The 16,668-nt window shown below is 72.8% G+C and carries 16 protein-coding genes; 6 read left to right on the forward strand and 10 right to left on the reverse strand.

Features of this window, described 5'->3' with window-relative positions; all coding sequences use genetic code 11:
* Nucleotides 1-13 precede the first annotated feature (13 nt).
* Nucleotides 14-583 (forward strand): GtrA family protein, encoded by a 570-nt coding sequence (locus ASG88_RS15935; protein ID WP_056888425.1) that lies wholly within the window; start codon nt 14-16, stop codon nt 581-583.
* Here the strand turns inward: ASG88_RS15935 and ASG88_RS15940 are convergent.
* The 8 genes from ASG88_RS15940 to ASG88_RS15970 all read right to left on the reverse strand — a co-directional run bounded on the left by ASG88_RS15940 (nt 580) and on the right by ASG88_RS15970 (nt 8,930).
* Nucleotides 580-2,292, reverse strand: a complete 1,713-nt coding sequence (locus tag ASG88_RS15940) for a methylmalonyl-CoA mutase (protein WP_056888426.1) — start codon at nt 2,290-2,292, stop codon at nt 580-582. The two genes, ASG88_RS15935 and ASG88_RS15940, sit on opposite strands and share 4 nt — an antisense overlap.
* A gap of 70 nt (nt 2,293-2,362) precedes the next feature.
* Nucleotides 2,363-2,854: a MarR family winged helix-turn-helix transcriptional regulator gene (locus ASG88_RS15945; RefSeq protein WP_056888427.1), complete on the reverse strand. Its 492-nt coding sequence runs from the start codon at nt 2,852-2,854 to the stop codon at nt 2,363-2,365.
* Nucleotides 2,855-2,864: 10 nt separating this feature from the next.
* Nucleotides 2,865-5,411 (reverse strand): MMPL family transporter, encoded by a 2,547-nt coding sequence (locus ASG88_RS15950; protein ID WP_082600554.1) that lies wholly within the window; start codon nt 5,409-5,411, stop codon nt 2,865-2,867.
* 2 nt (nt 5,412-5,413) lie between these two features.
* Nucleotides 5,414-6,097 (reverse strand): TetR/AcrR family transcriptional regulator, encoded by a 684-nt coding sequence (locus ASG88_RS15955; RefSeq protein ID WP_056888428.1) that lies wholly within the window; start codon nt 6,095-6,097, stop codon nt 5,414-5,416.
* A gap of 57 nt (nt 6,098-6,154) precedes the next feature.
* Nucleotides 6,155-6,532, reverse strand: a complete 378-nt coding sequence (locus tag ASG88_RS15960; RefSeq protein WP_056888429.1) for an MGMT family protein — start codon at nt 6,530-6,532, stop codon at nt 6,155-6,157.
* A gap of 12 nt (nt 6,533-6,544) precedes the next feature.
* Nucleotides 6,545-7,063 carry a PH domain-containing protein gene (locus tag ASG88_RS15965; protein WP_056888430.1) on the reverse strand — a complete coding sequence of 173 codons (519 nt, stop codon included), beginning with the start codon at nt 7,061-7,063 and terminating at the stop codon, nt 6,545-6,547.
* Between the two features lie 26 nt (nt 7,064-7,089).
* A complete protein-coding gene (locus tag ASG88_RS23135) occupies nt 7,090-7,260 on the reverse strand; it encodes a hypothetical protein (RefSeq protein ID WP_157559777.1) in 171 nt (56 codons plus the stop codon).
* An 83-nt stretch (nt 7,261-7,343) separates the two neighbouring features.
* Nucleotides 7,344-8,930 (reverse strand): hypothetical protein, encoded by a 1,587-nt coding sequence (locus tag ASG88_RS15970; protein ID WP_056888431.1) that lies wholly within the window; start codon nt 8,928-8,930, stop codon nt 7,344-7,346.
* A gap of 79 nt (nt 8,931-9,009) precedes the next feature.
* Between ASG88_RS15970 and ASG88_RS15975 the strand changes: the two genes are divergently transcribed.
* Nucleotides 9,010-9,975 (forward strand): alpha/beta hydrolase, encoded by a 966-nt coding sequence (locus ASG88_RS15975; RefSeq protein ID WP_056888432.1) that lies wholly within the window; start codon nt 9,010-9,012, stop codon nt 9,973-9,975.
* Nucleotides 9,976-9,990: 15 nt separating this feature from the next.
* Here the strand turns inward: ASG88_RS15975 and meaB are convergent, their stop codons facing one another.
* Nucleotides 9,991-10,923 carry a methylmalonyl Co-A mutase-associated GTPase MeaB gene (gene meaB, locus ASG88_RS15980; RefSeq protein ID WP_056888627.1) on the reverse strand — a complete coding sequence of 311 codons (933 nt, stop codon included), beginning with the start codon at nt 10,921-10,923 and terminating at the stop codon, nt 9,991-9,993.
* An 83-nt stretch (nt 10,924-11,006) separates the two neighbouring features.
* Nucleotides 11,007-12,191, reverse strand: a complete 1,185-nt coding sequence (locus ASG88_RS15985) for an acetyl-CoA C-acetyltransferase (RefSeq protein WP_056888433.1) — start codon at nt 12,189-12,191, stop codon at nt 11,007-11,009.
* A 137-nt stretch (nt 12,192-12,328) separates the two neighbouring features.
* Here ASG88_RS15985 and mce point away from each other — a divergent pair, with 137 nt between their 5' ends.
* From mce to ASG88_RS16005, 4 genes are all read left to right on the forward strand, one after another.
* Complete coding sequence (gene mce / locus ASG88_RS15990) at nt 12,329-12,784, forward strand: methylmalonyl-CoA epimerase (RefSeq protein WP_082600560.1); 456 nt, start codon at nt 12,329-12,331, stop codon at nt 12,782-12,784.
* Between the two features lie 4 nt (nt 12,785-12,788).
* Nucleotides 12,789-13,610 carry an SDR family oxidoreductase gene (locus ASG88_RS15995; protein ID WP_056888435.1) on the forward strand — a complete coding sequence of 274 codons (822 nt, stop codon included), beginning with the start codon at nt 12,789-12,791 and terminating at the stop codon, nt 13,608-13,610.
* Between the two features lie 84 nt (nt 13,611-13,694).
* Nucleotides 13,695-15,035, forward strand: coding sequence for a crotonyl-CoA carboxylase/reductase (gene ccrA, locus ASG88_RS16000; protein WP_157559778.1), 1,341 nt, complete (start codon nt 13,695-13,697; stop codon nt 15,033-15,035).
* 135 nt (nt 15,036-15,170) lie between these two features.
* Nucleotides 15,171-16,550 (forward strand): hypothetical protein, encoded by a 1,380-nt coding sequence (locus tag ASG88_RS16005; protein WP_056888437.1) that lies wholly within the window; start codon nt 15,171-15,173, stop codon nt 16,548-16,550.
* Nucleotides 16,551-16,668 lie beyond the last annotated feature (118 nt).

Below are 16,668 nucleotides of genomic sequence, written 5' to 3' on the forward strand. Positions count from 1 at the left end.
ATATCCTCCTCGCGTGACCGCTCTCGGGAGGACCCTCGAGCGCCACCGGCACAACCTCGTGCTGCTCGGGCGGTTCGCCGCGGTGGGCGCCAGCGGGGTGGTCGTCAACCTGCTCGTGCTGGTGGCGGTGAAGCGGCTCGGGCCTCCGTTCGAGGACGCCCTGGTGGGGATCCCGGCCAGCGAGTTCAACGTCCGCTGGTACCACGTCTACTCCACGGTGGCCTTCCTCGTCGCCAACCTCTGGAACTTCCAGCTCAACCGCAGCTGGACCTTCCGCAGCGCCGGGCACTCGCGCTGGTGGCGCGAGTACTGGCCGTTCCTCGCCGTCGGGCTGGTCGGCCAGGCCGTCGGCCTGGCCCTGCTCACCGTGCTGCTGCACCCGGGCTCACCGCTGGCCCTGCCGACCTCGGTGCTCGACGACTCCAGCGGCCTGCGCAGCCGGCTCTACTGGGGCCAGCTCATCGTGATCGCGGTCGTGACCCCGCTGGGCTTCGTGCTCAACAAGCTCTGGACCTTCGGCACCGTGCGGAAGCACCACCGCGAGCTCGGGGACCCCACGCACTCCTCCGAGCTCCTCCGCTAGAAGCGCGCGGGCTCGCGGTACTCCCCCCACTCCGCCTTGAGCGCGTTGCAGATCTCGCCCAGCGTCGCCTCGGCGCGGCAGGCATCGAGCATCGCCGGGATCATGTTGTCGTCGGTGCGCCCGACCTCGACCATCCGCTGGACAGCGGCGGCCGCGGCAGCGTCGTCGCGCTCGGTACGACGCTGGGCCAGCAGGCGGACCTGCTCGACCTCGACCTCGTGGCTGACGCGCAGGATCTCCAGGTCGTGGGTCACCGACTCCTCGTGGCAGTTGACGCCCACGATGCGCTTGTCCTTCTTCTCCAGCGCGACCTGGTACTGGAAGGCCGCCTCGGCGATCTCGGACATGAACCAGCCGCTCTCGATGCCCTGGAGCAGGCCCTTGGTCATCGGGTCGTCGCCCGAGCGCGCCGCGGCGGCGAGGCCGTCGACGTCGTCGTGGGTCAGCGTGGAGCCGCCCATGGCCAGGATCTTGTCGAAGATCGCGTTGGCCTCGGCCTCGATCCGGTCGGTGAGGGCCTCGACGTACCAGCTGCCGCCGAGCGGGTCGGCGACGTTGACGACGCCGGTCTCCTCCATGATCACCTGCTGGGTGCGCAGGGCGATCTCGGCGGCCTGCTCGCTGGGCAGCGCGAGGGTCTCGTCGAGCGCGTTGGTGTGCAACGAGTTGGTGCCGCCGAGGACGGCCGAGAGGGCCTCGATGCCGGTACGGACCACGTTGTTGTAGGGCTGCTGGGCGGTCAGCGAGACGCCGGCCGTCTGGGTGTGGAAGCGCAGCCACTGCGCCTTCTCCGTCTGCGCGCCGTAGACGTCGCGCAGCCAGCGGGCCCAGATGCGGCGGGCCGCGCGGAACTTGGCGATCTCCTCGAAGAAGTCCACGTGGGCGTCGAAGAAGAACGACAGGCCGGGTGCGAAGACGTCGACGTCCAGTCCCCGCGACAGCCCCAGCTCGACGTAGCCGAAGCCGTCGGCGAGCGTGAAGGCGAGCTCCTGCGCGGCCGTCGACCCGGCCTCGCGGATGTGGTAGCCGGAGACCGAGAGCGGCTTGTAGGCCGGGATGTGCTCGACGCAGTGCTCCATCAGGTCGCCGATGAGGCGCAGGTGCGGCTCGGGGGTGAAGAGCCACTCCTTCTGCGCGATGTACTCCTTGAAGATGTCGGTCTGCAGCGTGCCGTTGAGCGTGCCGGTGTCGACACCTGCGCGCTCGGCGGCGACGATCATCATGCAGAAGATCGGCACGGCCGGTCCGCTGATCGTCATCGAGGTGGTCACCGAGCCGAGGTCGATGCCGTCGAAGAGCGTCTCCATGTCGGCGGCCGAGTCGATGGCCACGCCGCAGTGCCCGACCTCGCCCAGCGACCGCGGGTCGTCGGAGTCGAGGCCCATGAGGGTCGGCATGTCGAAGGCGACGCTGAGGCCGCCCCCGCCGCGACCGAGGATCATCTTGTAGCGCTCGTTGGTCTGCTGGGCGTTGCCGAAGCCGGCGAACTGCCGGATCGTCCAGGTGCGCCCGCGGTAGCCGGTGGGGTACAGGCCGCGCGTGTAGGGGAACTGGCCGGGCCACTCGCCCTCGTCGGTGCCGTAGGCCGGGTCGACCTCCACGCCGCTGAGCGTCGTGAAGTCGACGTCGCGGGTGCGGGCCCCGTCGTAGCCGGCCTGCCAGCGCTCGCGGGCCGATCCGGTCTCCTGGCTGCCTGTGTCCTGGGTCATACCGGCAATAGTAGGACGTCCTACTATCTCGCGCGAAACACGACCCGGAGGGCCTCCGCGGTCGATCGGACTAGAAGTCGCCGGCCTCGCGACGCACCGGTCGCAACAGCTCGGACAGCTGGGTGAGCGCGTCGTCGTCGAGCGCGCCGAGCCCGAAGTCGGCCGAGGTGAGGTCGACCGTCGCCCGCTCGACGACGGCCCGGCCCTCGTCGGTGATCTCCGCGAGGACGGCCCGCCCGTCGGACGGGGAGTCGCGGCGTACGACGAACCCCGACGCCTCGAGGCGTCGCACGATCGACGTCACCGAGGTGGGGTGGACCTGCAGCCGCTCCCCGACCTTGCCCAGCGGGAGCGAGCCGCGCGAGGAGAAGGTCAGCAGCACCAGCGCCTCGTAGCGGGCGAACGTCAGCCCGTGCGGCCTGAGCAACGCGTCGAGCCGGCCGATCACCAGCTGCTGCACGCGCATCAGCGAGGTGACCGCGTGCATGGCCGGCACGCCGTCCCAGCGCCTGCCCCACTGGCGCGCGGCCTCGTCGATGAAGTCGAGGTGCCGGGCGGACATGGTGTGCAGGCTAGACGAGGGCGTCCTGCTCGACGTCATGGCGCTCGTCGTCGGCGACCGGGCGGGGCGCCCGCTGCTTGTCCACGAGCGCCGATCCCTCGACGTCGAGGTGCGGCAGGACGCGGTCCAGCCAGGCCGGCATCCACCAGACCTTGTCGCCCAGCATGGACATCACGGCGGGCGTGAGCGTCATCCGGATGAGGAAGGCGTCGAGCAGCACGCCGACCGCCAGCCCGAGGCCGATCGGGCGCGCCATCGTCATGTGCGACCACACGAAGCCGGCGAAGACCGACACCATGATGAGCGCCGCCGCGGCGACGACGCGGGCGCCGGAGACGAAGCCGCTGCGCACCGCCTGCCGGGCGTCCTGGCCGTGCACGTAGGACTCGCGCATGCCGGACACCAGGAACATCTGGTAGTCCATCGCCAGGCCGAAGAGGATGCCGATGAGCAGGGTCGGCATGAAGCTCAGCACCGCACCCGGGTCGTGCACGTCGAAGACGCCACCGAGCCAGCCCCACTGGTAGACCGCCACGATCACGCCGAAGCTGGCCACGACGGAGAGCAGGAAGCCCGCGGTCGCGATGATCGGGACGAGCACCGAGCGGAACACGATGGTGAGCAGCAGCAAGGAGAGGCCGATGACGAGCACGAGGTAGAGCGGCAGCGCGTCGGCGAGCTTCTGCGAGACCTCGATGTTGGCGACGGTCGCACCCGTGACCCCGACGTCCACGCCGTCGGCCGCGAGCTCGTCGGTCACCGAGCCGCGCAGCTCGTCGACGATCGCGACCGTGGTCTCGGCGGACGGGCCGTCGCTGGAGACGACCTGGAACGCGAGCGTGCGGCGGTCCTCGCTCACCCCGATCGGGAGCACGTCGCGGACGCCCTCCACCTGGGCGAGCTCGGAGCCGATCCGGGCCTGGGTGGCCACGACGTCGGCCTGCGCGAGAGGCTCCTCCACGTCGGCGGAGACCACGATCGGGCCGTTGGCGCCGGCGCCGAAGGCCTCCCCCACCCGCTGGTAGGCCTGGTAGGCCGTCGAGTCGGGCGGCTCGGACCCGCCGTCGGGCAGGCCGAGGCGCAGCGACAGGGCGGGGATCGCCAGCACCCCCATGAGCAGCACGACGGCGACCACGGCGGCGGGAGCACGGCGGGTGACGGCGTCCACCCACTTCTCCGGCCAGCCGTCCGTGCGGGGCGTGTCCTTCTTCCTGCGTCGCGGGATCGCGCGGCGACCGGCCAGCGCGAGCAGGGCCGGCGTCAGGGTCAGGGCCACGAGCACCGTCACCAGCACGGTGGCGGCGGCGAGGACACCCATCTGCACCAGGACCGGGATGCCCGACACGAGCAGCGCCGCGAGGGCGATCACCACGGTGGCGCCCGCCACGACGACCGCGGTGCCGGCCGTGCCGGTGGCCAGGCCGATGCTGTGCCGGATGTCCTCGCGGTCGATCTCGGTGCCCGCGTGGTCGAGGTCCGCGAGCTGGCGCCGGTGCCGGTTGACGATGAACAGGGCGTAGTCGATGCCGACCGCGAGGCCGAGCATGGCGCCCAGCACGGGCGCCATCTGCTGGAGGTCGAGCCAGTGGGTCAGCGCCAGCGCGCCGAGCAGACTGACGCCGACGCCGGTGAAGGCCACGGCGAGCGGCATCCCGGCCATCACCAGGGACCCGAGCATCACCAGCAGCACGACGGTGGCGACGCCGACACCGATGGCCTCGCCGATGCCACCGACCTCGGTGGAGAAGACCAGCTCCTGGCCGTAGTCCACCTCGACGCCGGCGTCGGCGAGCTGCTCGCCCGTCTCGGGCACCAGCGCCAGGTCGTCCGGCGAGATCTCCTGCATGCTGGCGTCGAAGCGCACCTGGACGAGGGCCGTGGTGCCGTCCTCGCTGACGAGGCGGACGCCGTCGCCGAGGCCGCGCAGGGTGGCGCCGTCGGTGTACTGCTGCTCCCCGTCCTCGAGCCGCTCGCGGGCGTCGGCGAGCCGGGCCTCGCCGTCGGCCAGGGTGGCCTCCAGCTCGGCCTGCCCGTCGATGCGGGCCGGCAGCGTGGCGTCGTCGGGGTTGGTGCGCTGCAGCCGGGCGATGTCGCGCTCGCCCTCGCCGATCAGCCACCGCAGCTGCTCGAGCTGGCGGGCCCCCTTCTCGTACTCCTCGCGGCCGTCGATGAGCTGCCGACGACCGTCGCGCAGGTCGGCGTCGCTGCTGTCGAGCTCGGCCTGCGTGGCGAAGGGATCGACCGTGCCGGTGACGTGCGGGAGGTCCTCCCAGTCGGCCAGCGTCGCGTCGATGGCGTCGCGCTGGGCGCCGGTGAAGCCGTCCTCGGAGTGCAGGACCACGGTGCCCGTGCCGCCCGCCACCTCGGGGATCTGCTCCCCCAGGTCGGCGAGCACCTGGGCGAACTCGCTGTCCGGCAGCTCGAACTCGTTGGTGAGCGGGCGCTGGAGCGAGAGCATCGCCCCGACGACGGTGCCGAGCACCAGGACCCAGGCGAGCACGAAGGCGAGCGGGCGCCGGGCGGCGGCGCTGCCGAGGCGGTAGAGCAGGGAGGCCACGGTCAGTTCTCCTGGGGAGCGGTGGGGGTGCGGGTGCCCGGACGCAGGGCCGCGGACTCGTCGAAGCCCGCGAAGAGGAGGTCGAAGGACTGACGGATGACGGTGAGGAACCTCCGCGAGACCGCGGGGTCGTCGGGGTCCGCGTCCGGCATCTCGCGCACGAGCAGGCGCGTCACCCGGTCGAGGATCGCCACGCTGGCCGCGGCCAGGGTGGCGACGTAGACCGGGTCGGCGTCGGGTCCGAGGCGGTCACGCAGGCCCTGCTCGAAGGCGTCGACCTGGCCGTCGCTGAACTCCCGGAGGAAGCGGCGGGTGGCCGGCGAGGCGTCGGCCGCGCGCTCGAGCAGGCACGCCTGGGCGAAGACCGGCTCGTCGAGCAGGCCCTCCAGCACGGCGACGACCGAGCTGCGCAGCGGCTCGTCCGCGGGACGGGCGACGAAGGCCGCCAGGGTGTCGGTGGTGACCTCCTCGATGGAGGCGGTCAGCACGTCCTCGACCCGCGGGAAGTAGTTGAACAGCGTCCGGCGGGAGACCCCCGCGTCGGCGGCGATCCGATCGGCGGTGAGGGCGTCGATGCCCTCCGCGGAGACGATCCCGATCGCGGCCCGGCTCAGGGCGTCGCGCGTGCGCTGCTTGTTGGCGGCACGCAGTCCGCCCCCCGGGAGATGGTCGCACGAGCTCGGCATACCTGCACCCTAGAGCAAACTTGCACGGTGGTGCACATCGGGATCGGGTGATCCGGCTCACTCGTCGTACGTCGCCTCCGCACCGTCCGGGTCCACGTCCGCCATCAGGTCCGCCACCGCCCGTCGCCAGCGACGCTCGAGCTCGACGAGGTCGGCCCGGTGGTCGACGATCCGGCAGCCCCGTCCGGAGGGCTTGAGGGCGATCCCCTCCTCGAGCCAGTGCGGCACCGCCTCGTGGAGCAGGTCGGGCGGGAAGTCACCCGCGGCGTTGGTCACCCGCCACCACGCCACCCCGGCCCCGTAGCGGCTCAGGACCGAGCCCACCCGGCGCGGGCCGATCCCCACGACGTGGCCGAGGTCGCCGTAGGAGACGACGCGGCCCCGCGGCACCAGCTCGACCGCGCGCAGCACGAGCTCGTCGAGGCGCTCGTCCACGGACGGCGCCCGCTAGTTGGCCACGCGCGGACCGCGCAGGCCGGAGCGCTGGACCACACGCTGGATGGAGAGGTCGCGGTCGTCGGGGCGACCGACGTACCGGATGTCGCGCAGTCCCTGCTCCTGGGCGGCGGACTCGAAGACGAAGTGGCCGAAACCGAGGATGCGACCGTGCAGCGGCTTCTTGACGGTGATGTCGAGGATGCGCGAGAGCGGCATGGTCGCCAGCTGCTGCGACAGCACGCCGTGCACCCGGAAGACGCGCATGTTGGTGATCACGAAGCGGTCCATGTGCTCGCCCAGCGCACGCCACGCGGCGTGCGCCCAGAGGCCGAAGGCGAGCGCGAAGGGGAACCACGCGAGGTCCATGTCGATGAAGGGCACCGCGACGAGCAGGGCCAGCCCGAGGAGGGCCTCCAGCGTCGGGACGACGTAGACGATCCAGTGGTGGCGCACCTCGTCGACGATGACCTCCCCCTCCTCGCGCAGCAGGTGCCGGCGGATGTGGGGGTCGAAGACGCCGCGCATCATCCGTCAGTCCAGCGCCGGGTGGTGCGTCACGTCAGGGCGCCCACGAAGTCGATGATCGCCGTGAACAGCTGCTGGGCCAGGACCCACGCCTGCTCCGCGCCGGCGCTCGCGGCGTCGGCGAGCCCGTTGGGGTCGGTGAACATCCAGAAGCCGAGAAAGACGATCACCAGGGCGAGGATCACCTTCTTGGTGTTCATGGGGGGAGCTCCTCGTGCGGACGGGCAGGGGACCGGACTTTCCTACCAGTCCTCGCGCCCGCCGCGAGGGAGGCGCGCAGGCGTCAGGCCTCGCAGGCGGTCAGCGCGCTCGGTCGCAGCGCGGCGCCGGAGCGGACCTGCTTGCCGCGGTCGATGGCGAACCCACGCTGCCAGTCCGACACGACACCGGTCTGGTTGTGCTCGGCCCCCGGGGCGCCGACCATGCTGAAGCGCAGCGTCATCGGGACGTCGGACACCGCTTCGCCGCCCTTGACGGTCCCGATCGGGCGGCCGTCCCAGAACCACGTGATGTGGTCGCGCGCCACCTCGACGGCCACGGCCGGCGAGGTGTGGACCAGGCTCGGGATCCGCCGGGTGCCGGTCCACTGCACGGTGTCGGCCCGGGCACCGAAGGTCATCGTGCTGCTGTGCGCCGCGACCTGCGCGAGGACGATGTTGCGCCGTCCGCACGCATAGTCCTCGGGGCGCTCGGGCACCAGCTCGACCAGCACGGTGAAGTCCGTGGCCGTCGCCTCGGCGCTCTTGAGGCGCAGCCGCGCCTCCCACCGGCCGTAGGCCTGGGCGGCTCCCCGCAGCGTGGCGCGGGTGGTGCCGAAGTCGCCGGGGCCGCCGGCGTTGCTGCGCTGGCTGTCGAGGTAGAGCCCGCCGTTCTGCCGGCTCACCCGGCCCGCCCCGTCGGAGTAGTCCTGCCACCAGCCGGTGCGCACCGAGCCGACGTCGGGCGGGCTGGTCAGCGACTGCCCGGCCTCCCACGTGTAGTCCCACAGCGTGGGGTACCAGCCGTAGCGGCTGCTCGCGGTGGTGCTCGCGGCGCCGGCCCCGCGTCGTGCGGCCGGCGGCGGGGTGGGTGTGGCGCTCGTGCGCATGGCGACCGGTCGGTGTACGGGCGCCGAGGACCTGAGCACCTGGCCCGGATCGAGGACGGTGACGTACGTCGGGAAGGTCTGCATCCAGCCGATCCGGTTGGCCCCGGACATGACGTCCTCCTGGCGCACCCGGTAGACGACCGTGCCGGCCGCCGCGGTCACGCCCGTGAACCACCCCATCCCGTCGGCCTGGACGGTGGAGGTGCCGAGGGTCTCCCACGTGGTGCCGTCGACCCGGCGCTGGAGCGTGAGCGTGCGTCCGGCGAAGACCGGCAGCCCGATCGTCTCGGGGCGGCGGACGAGGCTGGGCGTGGTGTCCACGGCGATCGTGAAGGGCAGGCCGGCGACGGCCTGGCCGACGACCCACATGGTGAGGTCCTGGCCCTTGGCCCGGAGGCTCACCGGCGGGCTCGCGACGCCTCCCTTGCCCACCACGCGGAAGCGGATGCCGCCCATCGCGGGCGCGGGGAACGAGAAGGAGAAGCTGCCGTCGGCGGCGGTGGTGCCGGAGAAGCCGCGCACCGCGAACCAGCGGTCCCCCGGCCGGTTCATGTGCTGCTGCAGGGTGATCCGGCGGACGCCGCTGCGGCCGAGGCTGCCGCTGAACGTGAGCGCCTGCCCCCCGACGTACGACTGCGGGGAGTAGGTGAGCGAGCCGGCACGGGCCGCGACGCGGCTGCCGGGGTCGCTCGCGGGCGCCTCGTCCGGGGTCGCGGCGGCGGGAGCCAGGGTCAGGACCAGCCCGCCGAGGGCCAGGGCGAGCGCGGTGTGGAGGTGCCTCATGCTGGCGAAGATAGGAGCGCGGGGGCTCGCGCGTGACCGGAATGGAGCAATTGCCTCCGGTCGGGCGGGACCATGGGGCATGACCGACACAACCCCGCAGGTTGCTCCCGGCGCCCGTCCGTGGTGGCCCGTCCTGGTGGGCGCCTGCTGGATCGGGGCCTCGGCCTGGATCTGGGCCACGCGCGCCGGCGTGCTCCTGGCCGGCCACCCGGCGTACGCCGTGCTCACCACGCTCGTCGGCATCATCGGCCTGCTGGTCGTGGTCCGCGCCCTGCGTGGCCGACGGGACGGCCGCCGGGACGGCCCGCGTCGGCCCTGGCTGCGCGCGCTCGGCCGGGTCGCTGCCGCCGTCGTGACGCTGGTCGTCGTGGGGTCGCTGCTCTGGCTACGCCCTTTCCCCGCCTCGCCCACCGCCCTGGACGCCATGGACGGCAGCCCGGAGGTGCGGGTGACCTCGAGCGCGACCCGCATCACGCTCACCCCCACCGCAGGGGCACCACGGACCGGGCTGGTCTTACAGCCCGGCGCCCGCGTGGATCCGCGCGCCTACGTGCCGCTGCTGACCCGGGTGAGCGCCGCCGGCGTCCTGGTCGTCGTGGTCAAGCAGCCCCTGGCCATCGGCTTCACCGCGATCGGCGCCCCGGGCGACGTCATCGACGACCACCCCGAGGTCGAGGAGTGGTCGGTCGGCGGGCACAGCCTCGGCGGGGTGGTCGCGTCGGTGTACGCCGAGGACCATCCCGACGAGGTCGGCGGCCTGCTGCTGTGGGCGTCGTACCCCCTCGACTCCCTGGCCGACCGCACCGACCTGGCGGTGGCCTCGGTGTCGGGCACCAACGACGGCCTGGCCACGCCCGCGGACATCGAGGCCAGCCGGGCCGACCTGCCCGCGTCCGCGACGTTCGTCGCCGTCGAGGGAGCCACCCACGCCTTCTTCGGCGACTACGGCGACCAGCCCGGGGACGGCACCCCGACCATCAGCCGTGCGGACGCGCAGGAGCAGATCGCGGAGGCGAGCATCGCGCTGGTGGCCACGGGACCGTGAGCCCGGCGCCGGGCCTCAGCCGCTGATGTCGTCCAGCAGCGTGTCGGCGGCCGTGTAGGGGTCCGACTCCCCCGCCACCACGGCGGCCGCGAGCTCGTCGAGCTCGGAGCGGCCGTGCACGTCGCCCCACCGCTCGCGCAGCGCGGTGACGGCGATCGCCTCGATCTCGTCGCGGGCCCGTCGCGTACGCCGCCGCGCCAGCTCACCGCTCTCCTCCAGCCAGGCGTGGTGGCGGTCGATCTCCGCCACGACGGCGTCGAGGCCCTCCCCGCGGGCGGCCACGGTGCTCACGATCGGTGGCTTCCAGGCCCCCTCGGGGCGGTCGGCGAGAGCCAGCATGGAGCGCAGGTCGCGCTTGACCTGGTCGGCACCGTCGCGGTCGGCCTTGTTGACGACGTAGAGGTCGCCGATCTCCAGGATACCCGCCTTGGCGGCCTGGATCCCGTCGCCCATCCCCGGCGCGAGGAGCACGAGGGTGGTGTCGGCCAGACCGGCGATCTCGACCTCGCTCTGCCCCACGCCCACGGTCTCGACGAGGATCACGTCGCAACCGGCGGCGTCGAGGACGCGCAGGGCCTGCGGTGTCGTCCAGGCGAGCCCGCCGAGGTGGCCGCGGGAGGCCATCGAGCGGATGTAGACGTCGCGGTCGGTGGCGTGGTCCTGCATGCGGACCCGGTCCCCCAGCAGCGCGCCGCCGGAGAACGGCGACGACGGGTCGACCGCGAGCACGCCGACCCGCTTGCCGGCGCGGCGCAGCTCGCCCACGAGGGCGTTCGTGGAGGTGGACTTGCCGACGCCCGGCGAGCCGGTGATCCCGACGACCTGGGCGTGCCCGGCGTGCGGGGCGAGCCCGGCCATCACCTCGCGCAGCAGGGGCGAGGTGTCCTCGACCAGCGAGATGAGGCGGGCCACCGCGCGGGCGTCGCCCTCCCGGGCCCGGGCGACCAGCTCGGGGACGGGCGCCGTCGCACGACGCCGTCCCCGCGCCGGGGCGGCGGGCGCGGGCGAGCCCGGCCCGGCAGGGCCGGGGGTCACGCCTGCGGGACCCGGATGATCAGGGCGTCACCCTGGCCACCACCGCCGCACAGCGCGGCGGCACCGGTGCCGCCGCCACGGCGCTGGAGCTCGAGGGCCAGGTGCAGCACGATCCGGGCACCGGACATGCCGACCGGGTGGCCGAGCGCGATGGCGCCGCCGTTGACGTTGACCCTGTCCTCGCCGACGCCGAGCTGGCGGGCCGACTCGATGCCGACCGCGGCGAAGGCCTCGTTGAGCTCGAACAGGTCGATGTCGGACACCGCGATGCCCTCCTTGGCCGCGGCCTTCTCGATGGCCCGGGCGGGCTGGAGCTGCAGGGTCGAGTCGGGACCGGCGACCTGGCCGGACGCGCCGATCTCGGCGAGCCAGGTGAGACCGAGCTCCTCGGCCTTGGCCTTGCTCATCACGACCACGGCGCACGCGCCGTCGGAGATCTGCGAGGCGGACCCGGCGGTGATGGTGCCGTCCTTGGACACCGGGCGCAGGCCCGACAGGGACTCGACGGTGGTGTCGCCGCGGATGCCCTCGTCCTGGCTGACGGTGATGTCGCCCTTGCGGGACGGAATGGTCACCGGGACGACCTCGTCGTCGAAGACGCCGTTCTTCCACGCCTCGGCCGCGCGCTGGTGCGACTGGGCGGAGAACGCGTCCTGCTCCTCGCGGGTGAGGTGCGCGCCGGCGGCGTTGCAGCCCTCGGTGAGGTTGATCATCGCCTGGTCGGTGAACTGGTCGAAGAGGGCGTCGTAGGCCATCGAGTCCACGAGCGCGGTGTCGCCGTACTTGAAGCCGGAGCGCGAGCCGGGCAGCAGGTGCGGGGCGCGGGTCATCGACTCCATGCCGCCGGCCACCACGATCTCGTGCTCGCCGGCGCGGATGAGCTGGTCGGCCAGCGCGATCGCGTTGATGCCCGACAGGCAGACCTTGTTGATGGTGATGGCGGGGACGTCCATCGGGATGCCGCCCTTGACCGCGGCCTGGCGGGCGGTGATCTGGCCGGTGCCGGCCTGGATGACCTGGCCCATGATCACGTACTCGACCTGCTCGCCGGAGACGCCCGCCTTGTCGAGGGCACCCTTGATGGCGACCCCGCCGAGGTCGGCGGCGGACTGGTCCTTGAGCCCACCGAGGAGGCGACCGATGGGGGTGCGGGCCCCGGCGACGATGACAGAAGTGGACATGAGCGGTGCCTCCAGGCGGTGTGGACAAGATCTGTGGGACGTGATCGTTCGTGACGATACCGCCGCCCCTCGCCCGCGGCGTCCGGGGTGGCGGGGATCACGTTGCGGGCCCCGTCCCACCTGCCACGATGTCGGCCATGACCGCACCCCTGGACCTCCCCGACCACCTGTTCACCGCGATCGACCACGTCGGCATCGCCGTGCCCGACCTCGACGTGGCGATCGCCTACTACCGCGACACCTTCGGGATGCACGTGGCCCACGAGGAGACCAACGAGGAGCAGGGGGTGCGTGAGGCGATGGTCGCGGTCGGCGACTCCGGCTCGCACATCCAGCTCCTGGCGCCGCTCTCCGAGGAGTCGACGATCGCCAAGTTCCTCGACCGCTCCGGGCCGGGCATGCAGCAGCTCGCCTACCGCGTCACCGACGTCGAGGCCGTGTCCGCCGTCCTGCGCGAGCGCGGCGTCCGCCTGCTGTACGACGCCCCGCGGCGCGGCACGTCCGACAGCCGGATCAACTTCATCCACCCCAAGGACGCGGGCGGCGTGCTCGTCGAGCTCGTCGAGCCCGCGGCCCCCGGCTCGGCGCACTGACCCGGTGGGAGCCCTCGTCACCGGCGCCGGGCGCGGCCTCGGCGCCCGGATCGCCGCCCTGCTGGCCGAGCGGGGCCACGTCGTGCACGTCACCGACGTCGACCTCGCCACGGCCACGGAGGTCGCCGGGAGGATCGGGGGCGGCGCGTTCGCGTCGGTCCTCGACGTCCGGGACGCCGCCGCCTGCGACGCCGCCGCGGCACTCACCGTCGAGCGCACGGGCTCCCTGGACGTCTGGGTCAACAACGCCGGGGTCATCGTCACCGGTCCGGCGTGGGAGCAGACCCCCGAGCAGCGCCGTCTCGTGGTCGAGGTCAACACCATCGGCGTCATGAACGGCACGGTCAGCGCGATCGGCCGGATGCGCGAGGGCTCCGGCGGGCACGTGGTCAACGTGGCCTCTCTGGCCGGCCTGGTCGCCGTGCCGGGTGAGGGGGTCTACGCCGGGTCCAAGCACGCGGTGCTCGGCTTCAGCCTCAGCACGGTGGCCGACCTGCGGCTGGCCGGCATCCGGGGCATCGACATCAGCTGCGTCTGCCCGGACGGCATCTGGACGCCGATGCTGCACGACAAGCTCGACGACCCGGGGGCCGCGCTGTCCTTCTCCGGCGTCCTCCTGACCGTCGAGGACGTCGCCACCGCCGTCGGCCGGGTGCTCGACCGGCCGAGGCTGGTCACCGCGGTGCCCCGCTGGCGGGGTGCGCAGGTGCGCGTCGTGGACGCCTTCCCGCGGCTCGGCCAGCACGGCCTCGCGCTCGGCGTACGGCTCGGTCGCCGGGCCCAGCGACGCCTGCGAGGCACGGGCGTCCCGCCCTCGTCGTGCTAACTACGTCACACACCCCACCGCCGGTGGTTACCGACCGGTACCTTCGCTCCGATCGCGACACCGATGCCTCACCAGGAGACACACGTGCACACCATCCTCGAAGCCATCCAGTCCGGAGACGCCACCTCTGACGACTTCGCCCACCTCGAGCTGCCGGAGTCCTACCGCGCCGTGACCGTCCACAAGGACGAGGTCGACATGTTCGAGGGCCTGACCGCGAAGGAGAAGGACCCCCGCAAGTCGCTGCACGTCGAGGAGGTCGCCCTCCCCGAGCTCGGTCCCGGCGAGGCGTACGTCGCGGTCATGGCCTCCGCGATCAACTACAACACCGTGTGGACCTCGATCTTCGAGCCCGTCTCCACCTTCGGGTTCCTCGAGCGCTACGGCCGCCTCTCCGACCTCACCAAGCGCCACGACCTGCCCTACCACGTGGTCGGCTCCGACCTGGCCGGCGTGGTGCTCAAGACCGGCCCCGGCGTGACCAAGTGGAAGCCCGGCACCGAGGTCGTCGCGCACTGCCTGTCGGTCGAGCTCGAGGACTCCGACGGCCACGACGACACGATGATGGACCCGCAGCAGCGGATCTGGGGCTTCGAGACCAACTTCGGCGGCCTCGCCACCATCGCCCTGGTCAAGTCCAACCAGCTGATGCCCAAGCCCGCCCACCTCACCTGGGAGGAGGCCGCCTCCCCCGGGCTCGTGAACTCCACCGCCTACCGCCAGCTCGTCAGCAAGAACGGCGGCAACATGAAGCAGGGCGACAACGTCCTCATCTGGGGCGCCTCGGGCGGCCTCGGGGGCTTCGCCACGCAGTACGCCCTCAACGGCGGCGCCGTGCCGGTGTGCGTGGTCTCCAACGAGGAGAAGGCCGCGATCGCCCGCTCGATGGGCGCCGAGCTGGTCATCAACCGCTCCGAGGAGGGCTACAAGTTCTGGAACGACGAGAACACGAAGCAGGACCCTAAGGAGTGGAAGCGCTTCGGCGCCAGGATCCGCGAGCTCACGGGGGGTGAGGACATCGACATCGTCTTCGAGCACCCCGGCCGCGAGACCTTCGGCGCCTCGGTCTACGTCACCCGCAAGGGCGGCACCATCACCACCTGCGCCTCCACCAGCGGCTACATGCACGAGTACGACAACCGCTACCTGTGGATGAACCTCAAGCGCATCATCTCCTCCCACTTCGCCAACTACCGCGAGTCCTGGGAGGCCAACCGCCTCATCGCCAAGGGCATGATCCACCCGACCCTGTCGAAGACCTACACCCTCGACCAGGTCGGCCAGGCCGCCCTCGACGTCCACCACAACGCCCACCAGGGCAAGGTCGGCGTGCTCTGCCTGGCCCCCGAGGAGGGCCTCGGCGTCCGCGACCACGAGATGCGCGCCCGCCACGAGGACGCCATCAACCGCTTCCGCGGCGTCTGACCGACATTCCTCACATCACACCCCGGTTCGCGGATCGTTTCCGCGAGCCGGGGTGTGTTTGTCCCCGGGCGTCGTACAGACTGGACCGACCGCAACGCAACACCGCAGATCGACGCAGAGAGTGGGTGCTCCACCATGAGCCGCGACCAGGGACTGTCCATCTTCGACGAGGAGCCGGACAACGACGCCGACCTCACCGGGGAGACGACCGGCGAGTCCGTGAGCAGCTCCACCGGCACCTCCACCAGTGGCTCCGGGCGCTCGGCTGCCGCGGCGCCCGACGGCGAGTCGACGCAGGTGATGCCCGCCGTACCGCCGGCCGGCCCCGCCGACGAGACACCCACCGCGCAGACCCCGGCCGCCCCCGCCGCGGCCCGGAAGGCGCCGGCTCCCGCGCGCCCGTCGGCCCCCGCCGCCGCGTCCAGGCCCGCTCCCGCCGCGGCCCCGGCCGCTCCTGCTGCGTCCCCGGCCGCTCCTGCCGCCCCCGCCGGCTCCGCACCCGCCCGGCCCGCCTCCCCGGTCGCCGCGGCCCTCCCGATGGTCCGCCGTGGCGGCTACGACAAGGCCGCCGTCGACCAGCGCCTCAACCAGCTCACCGCCGAGAAGTCCGGCCTCAGCTCCAGCCTCACCGCCTCCGAGCAGCGCGTCATCGAGCTCGAGCGCGAGATGGAGCGTGTGCGGGCCGAGCTCGACGAGAACAAGAACCCGACGTACGCCGGTCTCGGCGGGCGCGCCACCTCGATGCTCAAGCTCGCCGAGGAGGAGGCAGCCGACGTCCGCTCGGCCGCCACCCGCGACGCCTCCGACATCCGCGAGCAGGCCAACCGTGACGCGAAGGCCATCCGGGCCGACGCGTCCCGCGAGGCCGACGACATGCGCATGGTCCAGCTCAAGGAGCTCGACGAGATGCGCACCCGGCTCACCACCGACGCCGAGCAGGAGCGCACCCTGGCCAAGGCCGAGGCCGAGGACATCCTGGCCGCGGCCAAGCGCGAGGCCGACCAGGTCCGCCTCGCCGCCCAGCAGGAGACCAACGAGCTGCGCACCACCGCGCGACGCGAGGCCGAGCAGGCCCGCGCGGCCGCCGACCGCGAGGTCCAGGAGGCCCGCCGCACGCTGGCCGTGGAGAAGGAGCGCCTGGCCCGCGAGGCGTCCGAGCACCACTCCAGCGCCACCGCGGAGACGCAGCGCCTGGTCCAGGAGGCCGAGGACCGGGCGGCCGCCGCGGAGCAGCGTGCCCGCGAGGCGACCGCCCAGGCCAACGCCCACCGCCAGCAGGCGCAGAGCGAGGCCGAGGGCCTGCTCAGCAGGGCCCGCCGCGAGGCGGAGCAGATCGTCGCGTCGGCCACCACGCAGGCGGAGTCCGTCTCGGCCAGCGGGGCCGCCGACGCCGAGCGCGAGCTCGCCGCCGTGCAGGCCGAGGTCGACCGGATGACCAAGCGTCGTGACGCCGTGGCCGCCCAGCTCGGCGCGCTGCGCGACGTCGTGGCGGGCTTCTCCGAGGACGAGTCCTGAGCTGGATCGACCGCCTCCGCGGTCGCCTCCAGCAGTCGGGCACCGCACCCTCGCACCTCGGGTCCGACTCGTCGCGTCCCGCTGACTCCCCCGACGCCCCCGACCGTGCCGAGTTCGA

The organism is Nocardioides sp. Soil777 (assembly GCF_001428425.1).
Taxonomy (GTDB): domain Bacteria; phylum Actinomycetota; class Actinomycetes; order Propionibacteriales; family Nocardioidaceae; genus Nocardioides; species Nocardioides terrigena.

Excerpts from the sequence above, each read along its gene's own strand:
- ASG88_RS15955 (WP_056888428.1), bottom strand. The coding sequence starts at position 6,097 with ATGCCGAGCTCGTGCGACCATCTCCCGGGGGGCGGACTGCGTGCCGCC.
- ASG88_RS15970 (WP_056888431.1), bottom strand. The coding sequence starts at position 8,930 with ATGAGGCACCTCCACACCGCGCTCGCCCTGGCCCTCGGCGGGCTGGTC.
- ASG88_RS15945 (WP_056888427.1), bottom strand. The coding sequence starts at position 2,854 with ATGTCCGCCCGGCACCTCGACTTCATCGACGAGGCCGCGCGCCAGTGG.
- ASG88_RS15985 (WP_056888433.1), bottom strand. The coding sequence starts at position 12,191 with ATGTCCACTTCTGTCATCGTCGCCGGGGCCCGCACCCCCATCGGTCGC.
- ASG88_RS15940 (WP_056888426.1), bottom strand. The coding sequence starts at position 2,292 with ATGACCCAGGACACAGGCAGCCAGGAGACCGGATCGGCCCGCGAGCGC.
- mce (WP_082600560.1), top strand. The coding sequence starts at position 12,329 with ATGACCGCACCCCTGGACCTCCCCGACCACCTGTTCACCGCGATCGAC.
- ASG88_RS15965 (WP_056888430.1), bottom strand. The coding sequence starts at position 7,063 with ATGATGCGCGGCGTCTTCGACCCCCACATCCGCCGGCACCTGCTGCGC.
- ASG88_RS23135 (WP_157559777.1), bottom strand. The coding sequence starts at position 7,260 with ATGAACACCAAGAAGGTGATCCTCGCCCTGGTGATCGTCTTTCTCGGC.
- ASG88_RS16005 (WP_056888437.1), top strand. The coding sequence starts at position 15,171 with ATGAGCCGCGACCAGGGACTGTCCATCTTCGACGAGGAGCCGGACAAC.
- ASG88_RS15975 (WP_056888432.1), top strand. The coding sequence starts at position 9,010 with ATGACCGACACAACCCCGCAGGTTGCTCCCGGCGCCCGTCCGTGGTGG.